Origin of the sequence: Planomonospora alba (genome assembly GCF_039534085.1) — a bacterium.
Classification (GTDB): Bacteria; Actinomycetota; Actinomycetes; order Streptosporangiales; family Streptosporangiaceae; genus Planomonospora_B; species Planomonospora_B alba.
In genome coordinates this window covers 19,986-38,718 of the sequence record NZ_BAAAUT010000040.1, presented here as the reverse complement: position 1 = coordinate 38,718, position 18,733 = coordinate 19,986, and the positions used below count along the sequence as shown (strand labels likewise).

Genomic DNA, 18,733 nt, shown 5'->3' with positions numbered 1-18,733 from the left:
CGCATACGCGCACCCCGGACACCGCCTCTTCCCGCGCCCGGTCCATCACGGGCACCGGCCGCGGCCTGGGCCGTGCGTTCGCCCTCGCCGCGCCGCCGAGCACGCCGTGCCCGCCCCCGGAACCGCCGGCCAGCCGGCGGAGCGGCGCCGGAACCGCCGCACCGCCGGACCCGGCGGCGACCCGTCCACCCGTCCCCGTCCCGACATCAGGAGGGCGCCCACATGCGCACCGGTCATCCCTCATCCGACACCCGTCTCGTCCTGTCCGGCGTCACCAAGAGGTACGGCGACACGGTCGTGCTGAACGACGTCTCCCTCGCCGTCAAGCCCGGTGAGAAGGTCGGGGTGATCGGCGACAACGGCTCGGGGAAGTCCACCCTGCTGCGCCTGCTCGCCGGGCGGAGCCGGCCCGGCAACGGCTCCGTCACCGTCGCGGCGCCCGGCGGCGTCGGCTATCTGGCCCAGACCCTGGACCTGCCCGCGACCGCCCTCGTCGGCGACGCGGTCGATCTCGCACTGGCCGACCTGCGGGACCTGGAGCGCCGCATACGCCGGGCTGAGCTCGGCCTGGGCGGGGCCACGCCCGCCGAACTGGCCGCCTACGGCGACCTGGTCGCCGTGTTCGAGGCCCGGGAGGGATACCGGGCCGACACCCGGGTCGAGATCATGCTGGACGCCCTCGGCCTGCCCGGGCTGGACCGCGACCGCCCGCTGGGCACCTTGTCGGGCGGGCAGAGGTCCCGGCTCGCGCTGGCCGCGACCCTGGCCGCGGCTCCCGAGGTGCTGCTCCTGGACGAGCCCACCAACGACCTCGACGACCAGGCCGTCGCCTGGCTGGAGGACCACCTGGGAAACCACCGGGGGACCCTGGTCGCGGTCACTCACGACCGGCTCTTCCTGGAACGGGTCACCTCCACCATCGTGGAGGTGGACGGCGACCTGCGCACCGCGCACCGCTACGGCGACGGCTACGCCGGATTCCTGGCGGCCAAGGCGGCGGCCAGGGCGCGCTGGGCGCGGGAGCACCAGGAGTGGTGCGCCGAGGTGGCCCGCCAGGAAGAGCTGGCCGACTCCCACGCGAAGCGGCTGGCCGCCATCCCGCGCAAGGCGCCGGCCGCCTTCAGCGGGGCGGGCGCGTTCCGCGCCAGATCACGGGCGCACGGGGCGATGAGCAGGGTCCGCGGCGCCCGTGAACGGCTGCGGCGGCTCCGGTTGGACCCGGTCCCGCCGCCTCCGCGGCCCCTGCGGTTCACCGCCCGCGTCACCGGTACCGGCCTCGGCACGGGCACCGGCGGCCCTGTCGTGGAGCTGACCGACGTGCGCGTCGGCGCGCGGCTGCACGTCGAATCGCTGAGCATCCGACCGGGAGCACGGCTGCTGGTCACCGGTCCCAACGGGGCGGGCAAGACCACGCTCCTGCACGTCCTGGCCGGTGAACTCGCCCCCGACACCGGTACGGTCCGCAGGGCGCCCCGCGTGGGCCATCTGCGTCAGCACGACGGCACGGCGTACGGCGCGGGCACGGTCCTGGAGGCGTTCGCGGCGGGACGGCCGGGAGATCCGGCCGAACACGCCGACGCGCTGCTCGCGCTGGGACTGTTCCGCGCCGCCCAGCTCGCCTCGCCGGTCAAGGCCCTGTCTCCCGGCCTGCGCCGCAGGCTCGAACTCGCCCGCGTGGTGAGCGAACCGGTCGATCTGCTGCTCCTGGACGAACCCACCAACCACCTGTCCCCCGCCCTGATGGACGACGTGCAGGCCGCTCTGACCGCTTACGAGGGCGCGCTCGTCATCGTCACCCACGACCGGCGCATGCGGTCCGCCTTCACCGGCTCGCACCTGGAGCTCGAGGCGGGCAGGGCGGCGCCGCACGCGGCCGCGTGACCGCGTCGCCGGAGCGCCGCCCTCACCCGCCGGCCGCCCGCCCGTCCCGGATCCGTGCCCGCCCACGCCCCGGCCGCGGAGGGGACGCGGGGGATACGGGGGATGCGGCCGGGGCGCGGGCGGACCACTCAGTGGGACTGGAGCCGGTACGGGCGGGAATCGGCTCTAGCCTCCCGCCATGACATCGGACCCGGCGGCCCCGCCCGGGACGGCGGCCGCGGCCGTCTCGGAGCGCGCCGCGCCGGCCGCCGGGGGAGGAGCCCGCCGCGGCGACCGGCGGGGCGGCGGCCCACGGCCCCGCCGGGACAACGGAAGCGAGGAGAAGCCATGGCCGGAGCCGTCATCGTCGACGCCGCCCGCACGCCGGTCGGCCGACGCAGGGGAGCGCTCTCCGGGCTGCACCCCGCCGAACTCCTCGGCCTCGTCCACCGGGGCCTGCTGGAGCGCACCGGGGTGGACCCGGCCGGGATCGGCCAGGTCGTGGGCGGCTGCGTCACCCAGGCGGGCGAGCAGTCCAACAACGTCACCCGCCAGGCGTGGCTGCACGCCGGCCTGCCGTACGGCACGGCGTGCACGACGATCGACTGCGCCTGCGGCTCCTCCCAGCAGGCGGTCCACCTGGTCGCCGGGCTCATCGCCTCGGGCGCGATCGAGGCCGGCATCGGCTGCGGCGTCGAGTCGATGAGCCGGGTCTTCCTCGGGCAGGCGGTCACCCCCGGAACCGGCAGCCCCTTCCCGGAGAGCTGGTCGCTGGACATGCCCGACCAGTTCACCGCCGCCGAGCGCATCGCGGAGCTGCGCGGCGTCACCCGCGCCGACGCCGACGCCCTCGGCCTGACCTCGCAGCGCCGCGCCGCGGCGGCGTGGGCGGAGGGCCGCTTCACCGGCCAGATCATCGAGGTGGAGGCGCCCGTCATCGGCGAGGAGGGGCCGACCGGTGAGACCGTCCTCGTCGACCGGGACCAGGGCCTGCGCGAGACCAGCGCCGAGGCGCTGGCGAGACTCGAGCCCGTCGTCCCCGGGGGTGTCCACACCGCCGGGAACTCCTCGCAGATCAGCGACGGCGCGGCGGGCGTGCTCCTGATGAGCGAGACCAGGGCCCGCGACCTCGGCCTGCGGCCCCGGGCCCGCATCGTCGCCTCCTGCATGGTCGGCGCCGACCCCTACTACCACCTGGACGGGCCGGTGCAGGCCACCGAGCACGTGCTCCGCACGGCCGGGATGGCGCTGTCCGACATCGACCTGGTGGAGATCAACGAGGCGTTCGCCTCCGTGGTGCTCTCCTGGGCGCAGGTGCACGAGGCGGACATGGACCGGGTGAACGTCAACGGCGGCGCGATCGCCCTCGGCCACGCGGTCGGCTCCACCGGCGCCCGGCTGATCACCCAGGCCGTGCACGAGCTGGAGCGCTCGGACCGCTCGACCGCCCTGGTCACCATGTGCGCGGGCGGCGCCCACTCCACCGCCACGGTCATCGAGCGGATCTGAGGGCGGTACGGCCCCGCCGGGCGCGCAGCCGCAGGTACAGCAGGGCCGCCCCGGTCACCAGCAGCGGCCAGAGCAGGTAGACCCCCGACATCACCAGCAGCACCACGACGGCGGCCAGCGAGACCAGCGCCGCCAGGCGCATCCGGCCCCGGGGCAGCAGCCGGAGCGCCGCCGCCGTGCCGACCGCGTACACCGCCACGAACGACCCCGTGGTCAGCAGCACCAGCGGCTCCGGCCCGGTCCCGCTCACCGCGACCGCGCCCATCGCCAGGAACGACAGCGCCGCGACCGCGCCCAGGCTGCGGCGCGGCACCTCGCCGGCCACGCTGCCGCGCGCGAGCCACCGGGGCAGCGCCCCGTCCCGGCCGAGGGCCGCGCCGAGCTTGGCGGCGCTGGCGTAGTAGGCGTTCATCGTGCCGAACGTCAGCAGCAGCGCCGCGGCGGCGGCCGGTATCCGGGCGTTCCCGCCCAGGCCCGCGGCCATCAGCTCGCCCAGCGGCGCCTGCGTGTCCGCCGCGCCCGGGCCGAGGACCGCGACGGTGGCGAACGCCACCGACAGGTAGAGCACGCCCACCACCGCGACCGCGGCCATCGCCGCCCGGGGCAGGTCCCGCTCCGGGCGGCGGAACTCCGCGGCCAGATGGGTGATCGCCTCCCAGCCCGCGAAGCTCCACACCAGCAGCGCCGCCGCCGGCCCGACCGCCGTCCAGCCGTGCGGGGCGAACGGCTGGAGGTTCTCCAGGCGCGCCTGCGGCAGCGAGAGCGCGACCGCGATGAGCAGCAGCGTGACGAGCAGCCCCGCCATGGCCAGCTGCAGGCGCCCGGTCACCCGCAGGCCCGCGGCGTTGGCCGCGGCGACGGCGGCCATCAGTGCCACGGCCGTGCCGACCGTGACGGCGGTCCCGCCGCCGGCCGCCGCCGACACGTAGGCGCCGCAGAACAGCGCCGCGGCGGTCGCGCCCGGCGGGACCGCCAGGTAGAAGCACCAGCCGACCACGGCGGCGGCCCGCTCCCCGAAGGCCAGGCGGGCGTAGGTGGACACGCCCCCGGCGTCGGGGTGGCGGGCGCCGAGCGCGGCGAACACCGCGGCCAGCGGAGCGGACAGGACGACGAGGGCCAGCCAGGCCAGCAGCGACGCCGGACCGGCTTTCTCGGCGGCCAGGGCCGGCAGGGCGATGACGCCGGTGCCGAGCACCGCTCCGACGTACATGGCGGTGCCCTGCGCGGCGGTGAGCCGGCCCGCCGGGGCCGGCGCGATCGTGTGGGTCATGGACGGCAAGCCTTCCGCCTCCCGTCACCGGCCACGAGCAGGAAAAACGTCGGGATGCGCTAAATTCCTGCCATGAGCGGACACGTCGTCGCGGTCGCGGTGACCGACGCCACCCCCGTCTTCGAGCTGGCCGTGCCGTGCGAGGTCTTCGGCGTGGACCGGAGTGACATCGCCGACCCGTGGTACGAGCTGCGGCTGTGCGCGGCGGAGCCGGGCCCGCTCCGCACCACCGCCGGGATGCGCCTGTCCACCGACCACGGGCTGGACGCCCTGCCGGAGGCGGACACGGTCGTCGTGGCGGCCTGCTCGCGCGCCGTGCAGCTCGACCCGCCGCGGCCCCTGCTGGAGGCGGTGCGCGCGGCGCACGCGCGGGGCCGGCGGATCGTCTCCATCTGCAGCGGCGTCTACGTGCTCGCCGCGGCCGGCCTGCTGGACGGGCGGCGGGCCACGACGCACTGGATGAACGCCGGTGACTTCGCCCGCCGCTTCCCCTCCGTCCGCCTCGACCCGGACGCGCTCTACACCGACGACGGTGACATCCTCACCTCGGCCGGGACCGGCGCGGCCATCGACGTCTGCCTCCACCTGGTCCGCCACGACCACGGCGCCGCGGCCGCCGCGGAGGTCGCCCGCCGCATGGTGGTGCCGCCGCACCGCGAGGGCGGGCAGCCGCAGTACGCGCGGCTGCTGGTCCAGCCCGGGCACGACGACGGGCTCGCTCCGGTGCTCGGCTGGGCCCGCGACCACCTGGACGAGCCGGTGACCGTCGCCGACCTCGCCCGGGTCGCCTGCCTGAGCGAGCGCACCCTCACCCGCCGCTTCCGCGACGCGCTCGGGATCACCCCGCTGCAGTGGCTGCTCCAGCAGCGGGTACGGCTGGCGCAGGAGCTGCTGGAGACCACCGACGAGCCGGTCGAGGCGGTGGCGCGGCGCACCGGGTTCGGCACCGCGGCCAACCTCCGCCACCACTTCGGGAGGATCGCAGGCGTCTCCCCGCAGGCGTACCGGCACGTCTTCCGCCACCGCGCCGCCGCGGCCGCCGCCGAGCGCGCCGCCGGGGGCCTCAGCGCGTGACGGACGCGGCCGCGGTGTCCCCGGAGCTCCCCGTGCCCCCGGCGACCCCGGCGGTGCGCTCCACCTCGCGGCGGACCACCTTGCCGGTCGCGTTGCGGGGGAGGGGTTCGGTGGTGATCCGCCACCTGCTCGGGACCTTGTAGTAGGCCAGCTCGCCCTCCGCGTACTCCCGCAGCTCCCGCTCGGCCACCGGCCGCCCGCCGCGGGTCACCACCACCGCCATGACCTCCTGGCCCAGATCCGCATGGGGCACCCCGATGACGGCGCACTCGCGCACGCCGGGGTGCTCGGCCAGGACGCTCTCGATCTCGGCCGGGTAGACGTTCTCCCCGCCGCGGATGATCAGGTCGGAGCGCCGGGCGGTGAGGCGGAGCCGGCCCCGCTCCACCGTGCCGATGTCGCCGGTGTGCAGCCACCGGTCCTCGCGCAGCGCGTTCCGGGTGGCCTCGGGGTCGTTCCAGTAGCCGAGCATGTTGAACGGGCTGCGCACGCAGACCTCGCCCTCCTCGCCCTCGGGTAGCGCCCCGCCGTCCGGTCCGCGGATCTCCAGCTGCACGGTCGCGATGGGACGGCCCAGCGTCCCGGGGTCCTCCGCCAGGTCGAGCGGCGAGGCGACCGTGATCGCGGTCGAGGACTCGGTCAGCCCGTAGCTGTCGGCCAGGGAGTGCTCCGCGGCCGGGAGCGCCGCCCGCAGCCGCTCCTTGAACGCCGGCGAGGACGGCGCGGAGGCCAGCGCGAACGCGGTCAGCGACGACAGGTCGTACGCCGACAGGTCGCCGTGCTCGATCAGCCGGTGCGCCATGGTGGGCACCGCTCCCCAGTTGGTGACCCGCTCCTTCTCGATCAGCCGCAGCACCCCGTCCACGTCGAAGGCGCCCCGGTGCATGACGACCGCGCTGCCGGTCGCCAGGCGCGGCACGGCGAGGTTGTGCAGGCCCGCGATGTGGAACAGCGGGAGCGCCAGCAGGTAGCGCTTGTCCTCCGGCCTCCTCGGGTCGCCGAACGCCCGGGCCACCGCGTCGTTCATCCGGTGGTACTCGATGACCGAGGTGAGGTTCCGGTGCGAGTGCACCGCACCCTTCGGCCGGCCGGACGTCCCGCTGGTGTAGAGGACGACCGCCGGGTCGTCCTCGGCGGCACCGCACTCCGGCGGGTCCTCTCCCGCGAAGAGCGCGGCCAGGCGCGGCACGTCCTCCTCGACGGTCAGCAGGGCGGGGGCGTCCCCGGCCCCGCTCCCGGACAGGGCGGCGGAGACCACCGCGGCCCGCGCGGCGTCGGCGACGACGACCTCCGGCGCGGTGTGGCCCAGCGCGTACGCGACCTCGCGCCGCGACCACCAGGCGTTGTAGCCGACGCAGACGGCGCCCAGGGAGACCGTCGCCCAGAACGCGACGATCCAGGCGGGCGAGTTGGCGGCGGCGACCGCGACGCGGTCGCCGGGGCGCACGCCGTACTCCTCGCGCAGCGCCCGCGCCAGCGACGCGGCCCGCGCCGCGTGCCCGGCGAAGCTCAGCCGCTCGTCCGCCGTCACGATGTAGTCGCGCTCGCCGAACCGGACCGACCGGGCGAGCACCTCGCCGAGGTTCCGGGCCCGGTGGGCGAAGACCCGCATCCGCGAGCCGAGCACCTCCTCCTCGACCAGCTCGAACTCGCCGCCGGGACCGGTCAGTCCCGCCATGACCGCTGCCGCCGCAGCCCTCGGGTCCGTCGGTGTGGACATCGTCTCCCTCTCGTCCCGCCGCCTCGCGGAAGCGCCGCCCGGCGCGTGCGCCCGGCCGCCCATTGTGAACGCCGGCGACGGCGCGGCACCGGCGGTCCCGCTGACCGGGACGGGCTCCGGCACCCCGGCCGGACGGGCGTTCCCGCTCAGCGGGACCGCCGGTTCGCGGCGGCGCGCGCGCCGCACCACCATGGCCGGGGACCGGCCGGAGGCCGCCGGTGCGGAAGGGGAGGCGGACGTGGGGAGCCTGGACGGGAAGACCGCGATCGTGACCGGCGCGGGGCAGGGGGTGGGCCGGGGCATCGCGCTCGCCCTCGCCTCGGAGGGGGTGTCCGTCGCGGTGCTCGGCCGGACCGAGGCCAAGCTGGAGAAGACCTGCGCCCTGATCCGCGAGCGCGGGGCGCGGGCCGAACCCCTCCGGTGCGATGTGAGCGACACCGGTTCGGTGCCGGACGTCGTGGAGGAGGTCGCGGCGCGCCTCGGCGGGATCGACATCCTCGTCAACAACGCCTACTCGGGCGCGTTCGGGCCGCTGCTGTCGATGAGCGACGCCGACTTCCAGCTGGGCTTCCGCAGCGGCCCGTTCGCCGCGTTCGCCTTCATGAAGGCCTGCCATCCGCACCTGAAGCGGCGCGGCGGCGGCAGCATCGTCAACCTCGTCACCTCGGCGATGGTCCGCTGGGACACCAGCACCTACGGCGCCTACGCCGCGGCCAAGCAGGCGATCGGCTCGCTGACCCGGACGGCCGCCGCCGAGTGGGGCGCCGACGGCATCCGCGTCAACTGCATCGCCCCGCACGCCCTGTCACCCGGGCTGAAATGGTGGACGGAGCACAACCCCGCCGAGGCGGAGGAGTTCCGCAGGACCATCCCGCTCGGCTACATCGGCGACTGCGAGCGGGACATCGGGCGGGCCGTGGCCGTGCTCGTCGGCCCGGACATGCGCTATCTCACCGGCGCGACCGTGCCGCTCGACGGCGGCCAGGCCCGTTTCGGATGAGTCCGCACCCGCCCGGGGTCCCCGCCGCGCTCCGGCGTCGCTCTCCGCGGCCTCCGCGACGCGCTCCCCCGGCCGGGACCCGGCCTTCCCGGTCAGCGGGACCGGCCGGGGCGGGGGAGGGCCCCGCCGGTTAACGTCGGCATCCGCCGGTTGACGCCGGCGTGTCGGGCGACCGCCTCCCGCCCGCGGCCGCCCCCGGAGCCCCCGCGGCAGCCCTCCGCGGCACGAGACCCCGAGAAGGAGAAGCAGGCGACATGGATCTGCGCGAGACCGCCGCGCAACGACGGCTCCGCACCGAGCTGCGGAGCTACTTCGCGAGCCTGCTGCCCGAAGAGGAGCGCCGCCGCGCCGGCGAGGAGGGCGTGGGCGGCGAGCGCTTCCGCGAGGTGGTCCGCCGGCTCGGCGCCGACGGCTGGCTCGGCATCGGCTGGCCCGCCGAGTACGGCGGGCAGGGCCGCTCGGCCGAGGACCAGTACGTGTTCTTCGACGAGGTGCAGCGGGCCGGGCTGCCGTTCCCGTTCGTCACCGTCAACACGGTCGGCCCCACCCTGATGCGCCACGGCACCGAGGAGCAGCGCAGGCGCTACCTGCCCGGCATCCTCTCCGGCGACGTCGTCTTCGCCGTCGGCTACACCGAGCCCGACGCCGGCACCGACCTGGCGTCGCTGACGACCCGCGCGGTCCGCGACGGCGACGAGCTCGTCATCGACGGCGGCAAGGTCTTCACCAGCGGCGCGAACACCGCCGACCACATCTGGCTCGCCTGCCGTACGAACCCCGGCGCCCCCAGGCACGAGGGCATCTCGATCCTGATCGTGCCCACCGACGCCCCGGGGTTCTCCTGGAGCCCGATCCGCACGGTGGGCGGCATGGTGGTGACCGCCACCTACTACAGCGGCGTACGGGTGCCCGCGAGCGCCGTCGTCGGCGAGGTCGACGGCGGCTGGAAACTGATCACCACCCAGCTCAACCACGAGCGGATCGGCCTGGCCGCGCTCGGCGGCCGGATGATCCGGCTCTGGGAGGACGTCGTCGCCTGGGCGGGGGAGAACGGCGCGCTCGACGTGCCGTGGGTCCGGCAGGACCTGGCTCGCGCCCACGCCCGGCTGGAGGCGATGCGCCTGCTGAACTGGAAGATGGCCGGCGCGGCCGAGCGCGGCGTCCTGTCCGGGGCGGACGCGGGCGCGGCCAAGGTCTACGGCACCGAGACCCACATCCACGTGCAGCGGACCCTGAGCGGGATCCTCGGCGCGGCCGGCCGGATCCGCCCGGAGTCGCCCGGAGCCGCGCTGGCCGGGCAGATCGAGCAGCTGTCCCGGCAGGGCATCGTGAACACCTTCGGCGGCGGCGTCAACGAGGTCCTGCGCGACATGGTCGCCACCCAGGGGCTGAGCCTTCCCCGGGCGGGACGGGGCGGGTGAGCGGGCGGACCGACGGGCGCGAGGAGAGCGCATGAGCGAGGAGACGGAGCCCGGAGTGCGGGGCCGTACGGGCGGCGGCGGGATGGGCGGCGGTGCGGACGACTACGAGGCGCGGCTGCAGGCGTTCACCGGCCGGGTGCTGGTGCCGTCACGGCCCGCCCCGGACCCGGTCAACCGGCCGATGATCCGGCACTGGGTCGAGGCGATGGAGGACGCCAACCCGGTCTACCTCGACGAGGAGGCGGCCCGCGCCACCGGCAGGCCCGGTATCGTCGCCCCCGCCTCGATGACGCAGGCGTGGACCATGCGCGGCTACGCCGCGACACGGGCGCCGGGCGGGCCGGGCGGCGCCTACGGCGAGCTGCTCGCCCTGCTGGACGAGGGCGGCTACACCTCGGTGGTGGCGACCGACTCGGAGTTCGAGTTCCACCGCGAGCTCGTCCCCGGCGACCGCATCGGCGCGGAGGAGGTCGTCGAGTCGGTCTCGGCGGAGAAGTCCACCGCCCTGGGCGCCGGCCGGTTCATCACCACGCTGCGGACCTACCGCGACGCGGACGGCGAGGTGGTGGCCACGCAGCGCTGGCGCACCCTGCGCTTCCGGCCGAAGAACCGGCCCGGGGAGCGGGCGGGGGAACGGGCCGGGGACCGCACCGGGGAGCGGGCGGAGGGACAGGCCGGGCAGCCGGAGCGGGGCGGGCGGGCCGGGCAGGAGGGGCGGCCGGAGCAGCCCCCGGCGCCGCGGCCCCGGCCCGCGCTCAACCGGGACAACGCGTTCTGGTTCGAGGCGGCCCGCGAGCACCGCCTGCTGATCCAGCGCTGCTCCTCGTGCAAGACGCTCCGCCACCCGCCCGGCCCCTGCTGCGCGGAGTGCGGGTCCTTCGACTGGGACACCGTCGAGGCGTCCGGCCGCGGGCACGTCTACAGCTACGTCGTCAACCACCACCCCCGCCACCCGGCCTTCGACTACCCGCTGGTCGTCGCGGTCGTCGAACTGGCGGAGGGCACCCGGCTCGTCACGAACCTGGTCGGCGTCGCCCCCGAGGAGGCCGGGATCGGCATGCCCGTCGTCCTCGACTGGGCGGACCCCGACCCCGACCTGTCGCTCCCGGTGTTCCGGCCGGCCGAGCAGGAGGGGCGCTGATGGACTTCACCCTTGGCGAGGAGCTCGAGGAGGTCCGCGGCCTGGCGGCGGAGGTCTTCGCCGACCGGGCCTCCACCGAGCGGGTCCGCGCCGTCGAGGGCTCCCCGGGCCGCGTCGACGAGGAGCTCTGGACGGAGCTGGCCAAGGCCGGCCTGCTCGGTGCCGCGCTCCCCGAGCGGGACGGCGGCGCCGGGCTCGGACTGGCCGCCCTCTGCGTCCTGCTGGAGGAGCAGGGCCGCCGGGTGGCCCCCGTACCGGTCTGGTCGGCGGCCGTCGCGGCGCTCGCGATCGCCGGGTACGGCACGGCGGGGCAGCGCCGCGACCTGCTCCCGGCGTTCGCGGACGGGGCGGCGCGGCTCACCCTGGCGCTGGAGGAGTTCGGCCCGCACGACCCGCGTGACCCGCGGTGCGAGGCCCGGCCGGACGGCGGCGCCCCCGGCGGCTGGCGGCTGAACGGGGTGAAGGCGGCCGTGCCCTCGCCGGCCGGGGCGGCCCGCGTGCTCGTCTCCGCGCGCACGGCGGCCGGCTCCGGGCTGTTCCTGGTCGCGGCCGGCGGCGAGGGCGTCTCCTGGGAGCGGGCGGAGACCACCAGCCGCGACCTCGGCGGCCACCTCACCCTGGCGGGCGCGCCCGCGCAGGCGGTCGGGGAGCAGGGCGCCGGAGTGCTCGACCTGGTCCTCGGCCGGGCGTCCGCCGCCCTGGCCGCCCTCCAGCTCGGCGTCTGCCAGGGCGCGCTCCGGCTGGCCGTCGGCCACCTGACCGTGCGCAGGCAGTTCGGACGCCCGCTCGGCGCGTTCCAGGCGGTCCAGCACCAGCTCGCCGACTGCTACATCGAGATCGACGCCATGAGGGTCTGCCTCTGGCGGGCCGTCTGCGCCCTCGACGACGCCCCGGGCGGCCCGGGCGTCCCGGGCGGCCCGGCCGGTCGGGACACGCGGGACGGCGCACCGGACGGCGCACGGGCCGCCCGTGACGCCGAGGCCGCCGCGCTGGTCGCCCGGTGGTGGGCGGCCGAGGCCGGGCTGAACGTCGTCCACCGCGTCCAGCACGTGCACGGCGGGATCGGCGTCGACGTCGACTACCCGGTGCACCGCCACTTCCTGTGGGGCCGGCAGATCGCCGGGACCCTGGGCGGGGCGAGCGCCGCTCTCGCCCGCCTCGGCGACGTGCTGGCGGACAGGGCGGCGGCACCGTGACCCCGCCCGCCTCCGGGGCCGCCGGAACCGTACCGGCCTCGAAGACCTACGACGAGGTCGCGGTGGGCGACACGCTCGGCGAGCTGGCCGTCCCGGTGACCCGCACCATGATCGTCGCGACCGCGCTCGCCTCCCGCGACTACCAGGACGTGCACCACGATCCCGAGGCGGCGGTGGCCCGGGGTTCGAAGGACGTCTTCATGAACATCCTGACCACCAACGGGCTGGTCGACCGGTACGTCACCGCGTGGGCGGGACCCGCCGCCGTGGTGAAGGCCATCCGGATCCGGCTCGGCGCGCCCAACCACCCGGGAGACACCATGGTGCTGAGCGGGACCGTCACCGCCAAACGGGACGAGGACCGCAGGGTGGAGATCTCCGTGCGCGGCGTCAACGGCGTCGGCACCCACGTGACCGGAACCGTCGAGGTACGGCTGCCCGTCGGCGGCCCGTCCTCCGGTCCCGGCGGCCTCGTCGCGGCCGGGATCGCGGACGGCGGTCCGCCTCCGGCCGGAGGCCTTCCGGACGGGGGTCTCCCGGACGGGGGTCCGCCTTTGGGCGGAGGGCCTCCGGAGGGCGGCCGGGACGCGCGGAGCGGCCGCTTCCCGGACGGAGGCGCCGCATGAGCGCCCGCACCCGCTCCGGCGGCCTGTCCGGCGCCGCCGCGATCGCCGGCATCGGCGCCACGGAGTTCTCCAAGGACTCCGGGCGCAGCGAGCTCCGGCTGGCCTGCGAGGCGGTGCTCGCCGCGATCGCCGACGCCGGGCTGGAGCCGTCCGACGTCGACGGGCTGGTGACGTTCACCGCCGACACCAACTCCGAGATCCACGTCGCCCGCAGCACCGGCATCGGCGAGCTGAGGTTCTTCTCCCGCGTCGGCTACGGCGGCGGGGCCGCCTGCGGCACGGTCCAGCAGGCCGCCATGGCGGTCGCCACCGGCGTCGCCGACGTCGTCGTCTGCTACCGCGCCTTCAACGAGCGCTCCGGCGTGCGGTACGGCCTCGGCCAGGCGGACCGGCCGATGGACGCCGGCGCCGAGAGCGCGGCCTACGCGTGGACGACCCCGTTCGGCCTGCTCACCCCCGCGCAGTGGGTCGCGATGTTCGCCCGCCGCTACATGCACGAGTACGGCGCGACCAGCGAGGACTTCGGCCGGGTCGCCGTGGTCGCCCGCAGGCACGCCGCGGTCAACCCGGCCGCCTGGTTCCACGGCCGGCCGATCACCCTGGCCGACCACCAGGCGTCGCGCTGGATCGCCGAGCCGCTGCACCTGCTGGACTGCTGCCAGGAGAGCGACGGCGGTCAGGCGCTGGTCGTCGTCTCCGCGGAGCGGGCGCGCGACCTGCCGCGTCCGCCCGCGGTCATCCGCGCGGCGGCGCAGGGCTCGGGTGCCGACCAGCACATGATGACCAGCTACTACCGGCCGGTGATCACCGGCATCCCGGAGATGGGCCTGGTCGGCGAGCAGCTGTACGCGCAGAGCGGCCTGCGCCCGGACGACATCGGCGCGGCGGTCATCTATGACCACTTCACCCCGCTGGTGCTCCCGCAACTGGAGGAGCTGGGCTTCTGCGCCCGCGGAGAGGCCCGGCACTTCATCGCCGACGGGCACCTGGAGGTCGGCGGCCGGCTGCCCTGCAACACCCACGGGGGCCAGCTGGGCGAGGCGTACCTGCACGGCATGAACGGCATCGCCGAGGCCGTGCGGCTGGTCCGCGGCACCTCGGTCAACCAGCCCGCCGAGGTCGGCCATGTCATCGTCACCGCGGGCACGGGCGTGCCGACCAGCGGCCTCATCCTGGGTCCGGAGGGGTGAGCGCGGCGGATCGGCACGGCCGGGTCCCGTCACGGGAGCGCCTGCCCTACCGGCTCGCGACCACGCGGTCGCCGCGCCGCGCCCACCCGGCCAGCACCTTCCCCGGAAGGACCTGCGTTATGGACGACCCGGCCGCCTCCTTCGACGGTGGGCCGCCTCCCGCGGCGGACGCGCCACGAGCGGATGCCGCCCGGCAACCACCGCTTGCCGGTCTCCACGTCCAGGGCTGGGAGGCGGAGCCGGCCGGGACCGTCTCGCCGGTCGTGTTGGAGGGTCTTCTCCCGTCCGGTGAGCGCTTCCACTACCGGTGCCGCTGGGACACCTGCTCGCTGAGCATCAGTGGGGAGGATCCCGCGGACGTCCCGGACTGGGAGGGTGAGCAGGTGGTCGAAGGCGGTGAGTACGCGGCCGGTCACATCGCGCCGGACGATGCCGTCCGGATCCTGTTGGGACTTCACGCTGTCTGGAGGGGGAGGACCGGTACGGCTGATGAGCCGGGGGATGGGAGCGTTGTCTTCACGTCCTCGCGCCGTCCCACTTCCTTGGAAGTGGGACGGCGCGACAGGGCACGCAGACGGCGTGCATAGGGTCCCGTCGCGCTTTCCGATCGTCCGCCGGTCCTCGGCCGTGTCCGGGCCGTGATCCGCTTACGGAAAGATCGCTGACCGTGAAGATGAAGACGACGATTGCGGCCCTGATGGCCTGCGGCTTCCTGCTGGCGGCGGCCGCGCCCGCCCAGGCCGCTCCCAAAGACCCCGTACGCGCCCTCAAGGGCAAGCTCACCTCCGGACACGGCGTGCGGTTCACCGAGACGACCACACTCTCGGGCGACGACACGATCAAGATTCAGAGCCGTAAGGGGATCTTCCAGTTCGACGCCAGAGGCGTGGCGGCCTCCGACATCACCGCCACTCCCGTGGGCCGTCCCCGCGAGCGCACGATCAGCGTCGGCAAGGTCAGCTACACCTCGGGCGGCATGTGGGAGGACCGCTTGCCGGAGGGCAAGTCCTGGCTCAAGGGCAACGCCCTGCTCGGTGGCGGAAGCGGCTTCTACGGGCAGGTCATCAACCCCGTCGAGCCGAAGACCCTGGCGGCCCTGGTCAAGAAGGGCCGGCTGAGCGGGAGCACGCTCACAGGGAAGATCACCTTCAAGGAACTGGCGAAGGCGTCGCGCTGGTTCGATGCGTCGGTCCCGCTGCGCATGCACAACGGCACGAAGGTCTCCTACACCCTCACGCTGACCCCGGCCGGGCTGGTGAGCAGGGTGAAGTCGTCGTACGCGGCCACGGGCGTGTTCGACAAAACCGAGTTCGAAGGCAAGACGATCACGATCGACAGCCGCTTCACCGGGTGGGGCACCAGGGTGTCCGTCAAGGCGCCACCTTCCGAGAAGGTGACCACCGACACGGGTGACTGACCGCTTGCCGTCCCGTCGGGCCCGGGCCACCACACCGTCGGCGGCCCGGGCCCGCACACGGCGTGCCCTGGCTACAGCCTCGTGAGTGACGATCAGGCAGCGCCGGGCCGACTCGTCGCCCGGACGCCTCCACAGGACCCGGGGCGGACCACCTGGGCGACGGCCGGCGGGCCGGTGGCGTCAGACGGTTCGGAGGTTCTCGTGGACCTGGGTGTTCTGGGCGGCCGCGATCTTCCAGAGACCTTCTTCCTTGGCGAGGATGTAGAAGGGGCGTCCTTCGGGGCCGTCGGCGCGGGTGCCGTCAGGGTTGAGGGGCACCTGGTGGACGTTGACGGCGGCCACGTCCGGGCGGATGAAGAGGATCCGAACCGGAGTGTAGGCGGCGGTTCCGTGCCGGGTGGAGCCCGGAAGGACCTGGGCGGTGAAGTCGTGGATGGTCTGCCAGCCGGAAAGGCGTCTGCCGTGCCCGGTCGTCCAGACCGGGTCCGCCTTGCGGAACAGGCTGAGAAAAGCCTCGACCCGCTCGTTTTGCTGGGCTTCCTGAACCGCGGCCACCAGGCCGACGATCGCGTCCACGTCGTTCTGAGGGTCGTCCGCAACGCCGAAGATCTCAAGACTCATCATCGCTCCTTCGAATACCGGTCGGGCAAGACCGTTGTGATGACCGTAGAACCTCGACTTAACTTGATGGCAAGCCTGGATCGAACCGCGCTCGCCCAAGACGGGTGAGGCCGTATCGGGAGCCCCTTCCTCGTCGGCGAGGTCTCCCCACGCCATGGCGATGGCCTGCAAGGCCGTAATGCGAAACGAAGGCGGTCTTGATCTCAACGCATCCGCCGGGAGGCCCGCGCCGACGTCCACGGAGCGCTCCTCAGGCGCGGCTGCGCCCTGATCCGCCTGCCCGGTGACCGTCCGGTTTCCGGATCGGCGCTTGGCATGACCGGCCGTTCGGCTGCTGCTCAACCCCCGCACCTCACAGGAGCCAGAGCATGAACACCACCGTTCTGCACCGCGCGCAACGGACGCGCCGGCCGATGGGCCGGCCGGTGTGGTCGCTCGGCGACAGCCTCGCCGAAGGCCGGGTCGACGTCGAGCTGCGATGAAGGCATCGTCCCGCTCGACGGTCACGCGCCACGGAACGGCGGGGACCCACCGCCGCTCACCGGTGGAAGTCGCAGCTCACCGCTTTCCCGGGGACTCCCGGACGGGTTCCGGGACGTCTGCGGCGCCGGAGGGACTCGGGGGGTCGAAGCGGGCCCCGGGCGCGTCCGGATCGGTCCGGGCCAGGATGTGGCGGGTCAGCGGGGCCACGCGCATCCCGTCGCGCTCCTCGGAGGAGGTGAAACGGAAGCGGGCGACCTCCTCCCCGTCGGGCACCGGCTCACCGGCGACGATCCGGCAGGCGAACACCGTCGTCACGTACTCGACGCGGTCGCCGTTGCGGTACTCGGTGACGCACTCGGGACCGCCGAACACCCCCAGCACGGCCGTGGGCTCCACCTCGACGCCCAGCTCCTCGCGCATCTCCCGGACCAGGGCGTCCGCCGGCCGTTCGCCGGGGTCGACCGCTCCACCGGGCAGGATCCAGCGGCCGCTGTCGACGTCCTCCACCAGCAGGATCCGGCCCTCCCCGTCGGTGACGACGGCCGTCACCGCCGGTATCAGCAGCAGGTCGTGCCCCACGTACTGCCGCAGCCGTCTCAGGTAGGCCGATATCGCCACGGGCTCTCCTCACGCTGTGTTCACGCTGTGTCCGGCGGGTCCGGAGACGATGACGGCGGCCCGCTCCGGGTCCATGAGATCGTCTCCGCGCCGGTGGGGCAAGGCGCCGTCCGGTTCCGGCGAGCGCGGACCTGGACGGAGGGCGGGGGTCATGCGGGACGCCTACAACCTCAAGGTCGTCGGAACCGACCGCTATCCGCTCTGCCGCTGACGGCTGCCGGCGGTGACGCCGGGCTCGCGGCCGGGTCGTGATCATCGGGTTCCCACCACCTCAGGTGGGCGGCCGCCTGGGTCACCGGTTCGATGATCTCCCATGCCTCGGCGATCAGCCCCTCGTCGAGGCGCCAGATGTCGACGACCGCGATCCCCGGCCCGGCGCCGGGAAGCCGGCGCCGGGAGTGCATCACGACGTGATCGCCGTCGGCCAGCAGGTGCTCGATCTCGACGTGCATGCCGGCGAGCGGGACGAGCGCGGCGCGTACGGCGGCGAGCCACTCCGCCTTGGTCTTCGAGGTCGCATCCGGCCGGTGATGGACGAAGCCGTCGCTCAGCAGCGGTGCGAGCGCATCGACGTCGCCCGTGGCGACCAGTGCCGTCAGCGCCCGCCGGACGATGCTCCTGTTGTCTGGGGTCGTGTTCCGCTTGGTCACGGGCAGCAGTGTCCCCGCCGCCCGCGAGGGTTGTCGATGAACTCGCATTTCATGGCGTCCGGCTCTCCGGCGGGTAGCATCGGCGGCCATGCACACGGTGGGGGAACTGCTGCGGCAGTGGCGGCGTCGCCGACGGCTCAGCCAGCTCGATCTCGCGATCGCCGCCGATGTCTCGGCTCGTCACGTCAGCCTGGTGGAGACCGGCAGGTCCAACCCGAGCGCCGACATGATCCTCCGGCTCGCCGATCAGCTCGATGTGCCGCTGCGCGAGCGCAACCGGCTGCTGCTCGTCGGCGGCTTCGCTCCCCGCTACGCCGAGCGGCCGCTGGACGGGGACGGGCTGGCGGCGGCCCGGGACGCGGTCGCAAGGGTACTGCGGGCCCATGAGCCGTACCCGGCGCTGGTCATCGACCGCCGATGGAACATCGTGATGAGCAACCGCGCCGTCGACCCGTTCCTCGCCGGCGTCGCCCCCGATCTGCTGCGGCCGCCGATCAACATGGTGCGGCTCGGACTGGACCCGCGCGGACTCGCCCCTCACATCGTCAACCTGGCCGAGGTGCGTGCACTGCTGCGTGGCCGCATCACGCGTCAGCTCGCCGTGGCCCCCGACCCCGAGCTCGCCGCGATCTGCGAGGAACTGCTGGCGCCCGGCTCCGAGGAGGCGGGCCATCCGGCCGAGTCCGAGATCGCGGTTCCGATGATCTTCCGCTTCGGCGGCCGGGAACTGCGGCTGTTCTCGACCACGACCACGTTCGGCACCCCGATGGACATCACGCTGGACGAGGTCGCGGTCGAGTCGTACTACCCGGCGGACGCCGAGAGCGCCGCCCACTTCACCGCATCCGACGCTCACGCCGAGGCGTAGCCGCCCGCCCGGCGGCGAGCGGCGGCGACCGCGATTCCGCGACACTTAGGTATTGACCTAAGTGTCGAT

Annotated in this window: 16 protein-coding genes; 11 read left to right on the top strand and 5 right to left on the bottom strand. The window is 74.7% G+C overall.

Going from position 1 to position 18,733, the window contains the following annotated elements; genetic code table 11:
• Positions 1 to 222 precede the first annotated feature (222 nt).
• The gene (abc-f, locus tag ABD823_RS23155) at positions 223 to 1,881 is read left to right on the top strand and encodes a ribosomal protection-like ABC-F family protein (RefSeq protein ID WP_344862922.1); all 1,659 of its coding nucleotides are present in this window, start codon (positions 223 to 225) and stop codon (positions 1,879 to 1,881) included.
• A gap of 327 nt (positions 1,882 to 2,208) precedes the next feature.
• Positions 2,209 to 3,369, top strand: a complete 1,161-nt coding sequence (locus ABD823_RS23150; protein WP_344862920.1) for a steroid 3-ketoacyl-CoA thiolase — start codon at positions 2,209 to 2,211, stop codon at positions 3,367 to 3,369.
• Here the strand turns inward: ABD823_RS23150 and ABD823_RS23145 are convergent.
• Positions 3,353 to 4,639 (bottom strand): APC family permease, encoded by a 1,287-nt coding sequence (locus ABD823_RS23145; protein WP_344862918.1) that lies wholly within the window; start codon positions 4,637 to 4,639, stop codon positions 3,353 to 3,355. The two genes, ABD823_RS23150 and ABD823_RS23145, sit on opposite strands and share 17 nt — an antisense overlap.
• Before the next feature lie 72 nt (positions 4,640 to 4,711).
• Between ABD823_RS23145 and ABD823_RS23140 the strand changes: the two genes are divergently transcribed.
• On the top strand, positions 4,712 to 5,713 hold the full coding sequence (locus ABD823_RS23140) for a GlxA family transcriptional regulator (RefSeq protein ID WP_344862916.1): 1,002 nt from the start codon (positions 4,712 to 4,714) through the stop codon (positions 5,711 to 5,713).
• Here ABD823_RS23140 and casG read toward each other — a convergent pair.
• Complete coding sequence (casG, locus tag ABD823_RS23135) at positions 5,703 to 7,433, bottom strand: steroid-24-oyl-CoA synthetase (protein ID WP_344862914.1); 1,731 nt, start codon at positions 7,431 to 7,433, stop codon at positions 5,703 to 5,705. The genes ABD823_RS23140 and casG overlap by 11 nt on opposite strands.
• A 64-nt stretch (positions 7,434 to 7,497) precedes the next feature.
• Here casG and ABD823_RS23130 point away from each other — a divergent pair, with 64 nt between their 5' ends.
• The 7 genes from ABD823_RS23130 (at position 7,498) to ABD823_RS23100 (ending at position 15,424) form a co-directional block, all read left to right on the top strand.
• Complete coding sequence (locus tag ABD823_RS23130) at positions 7,498 to 8,433, top strand: SDR family NAD(P)-dependent oxidoreductase (protein WP_344862912.1); 936 nt, start codon at positions 7,498 to 7,500, stop codon at positions 8,431 to 8,433.
• A gap of 254 nt (positions 8,434 to 8,687) precedes the next feature.
• The gene (locus tag ABD823_RS23125; protein ID WP_344862910.1) at positions 8,688 to 9,854 is read left to right on the top strand and encodes an acyl-CoA dehydrogenase family protein; all 1,167 of its coding nucleotides are present in this window, start codon (positions 8,688 to 8,690) and stop codon (positions 9,852 to 9,854) included.
• A 31-nt stretch (positions 9,855 to 9,885) separates the two neighbouring features.
• Entirely contained in the window at positions 9,886 to 10,995 is a 1,110-nt protein-coding gene (locus tag ABD823_RS23120) for a bifunctional MaoC family dehydratase N-terminal/OB-fold nucleic acid binding domain-containing protein (protein WP_344862908.1), read from the top strand.
• Positions 10,995 to 12,191 (top strand): acyl-CoA dehydrogenase family protein, encoded by a 1,197-nt coding sequence (locus tag ABD823_RS23115; RefSeq protein WP_344862906.1) that lies wholly within the window; start codon positions 10,995 to 10,997, stop codon positions 12,189 to 12,191. The genes ABD823_RS23120 and ABD823_RS23115 overlap by 1 nt, the downstream gene beginning before the upstream one ends.
• Positions 12,188 to 12,817 (top strand): MaoC family dehydratase, encoded by a 630-nt coding sequence (locus ABD823_RS23110; protein WP_344862904.1) that lies wholly within the window; start codon positions 12,188 to 12,190, stop codon positions 12,815 to 12,817. Before ABD823_RS23115 ends, ABD823_RS23110 begins: the two co-directional genes overlap by 4 nt.
• Positions 12,814 to 14,007 carry a lipid-transfer protein gene (locus ABD823_RS23105; protein ID WP_344862903.1) on the top strand — a complete coding sequence of 398 codons (1,194 nt, stop codon included), beginning with the start codon at positions 12,814 to 12,816 and terminating at the stop codon, positions 14,005 to 14,007. The genes ABD823_RS23110 and ABD823_RS23105 overlap by 4 nt, the downstream gene beginning before the upstream one ends.
• Positions 14,008 to 14,680: 673 nt before the next feature.
• Positions 14,681 to 15,424, top strand: a complete 744-nt coding sequence (locus ABD823_RS23100; RefSeq protein ID WP_344862901.1) for a hypothetical protein — start codon at positions 14,681 to 14,683, stop codon at positions 15,422 to 15,424.
• Positions 15,425 to 15,604: 180 nt separating this feature from the next.
• Here ABD823_RS23100 and ABD823_RS23095 read toward each other — a convergent pair whose 3' ends face one another.
• The 3 genes from ABD823_RS23095 to ABD823_RS23085 all read right to left on the bottom strand — a co-directional run bounded on the left by ABD823_RS23095 (position 15,605) and on the right by ABD823_RS23085 (position 17,796).
• Positions 15,605 to 16,387 carry an SgcJ/EcaC family oxidoreductase gene (locus ABD823_RS23095; RefSeq protein WP_344862899.1) on the bottom strand — a complete coding sequence of 261 codons (783 nt, stop codon included), beginning with the start codon at positions 16,385 to 16,387 and terminating at the stop codon, positions 15,605 to 15,607.
• Positions 16,388 to 16,603: 216 nt separating this feature from the next.
• Entirely contained in the window at positions 16,604 to 17,146 is a 543-nt protein-coding gene (locus tag ABD823_RS23090) for an NUDIX domain-containing protein (protein ID WP_344862897.1), read from the bottom strand.
• A gap of 170 nt (positions 17,147 to 17,316) precedes the next feature.
• Positions 17,317 to 17,796, bottom strand: coding sequence for a nuclear transport factor 2 family protein (locus tag ABD823_RS23085; RefSeq protein ID WP_344862895.1), 480 nt, complete (start codon positions 17,794 to 17,796; stop codon positions 17,317 to 17,319).
• 88 nt (positions 17,797 to 17,884) lie between these two features.
• Between ABD823_RS23085 and ABD823_RS23080 the strand changes: the two genes are divergently transcribed.
• Positions 17,885 to 18,664, top strand: a complete 780-nt coding sequence (locus ABD823_RS23080) for a helix-turn-helix transcriptional regulator (RefSeq protein WP_344862893.1) — start codon at positions 17,885 to 17,887, stop codon at positions 18,662 to 18,664.
• Positions 18,665 to 18,733: the final 69 nt, after the last annotated feature.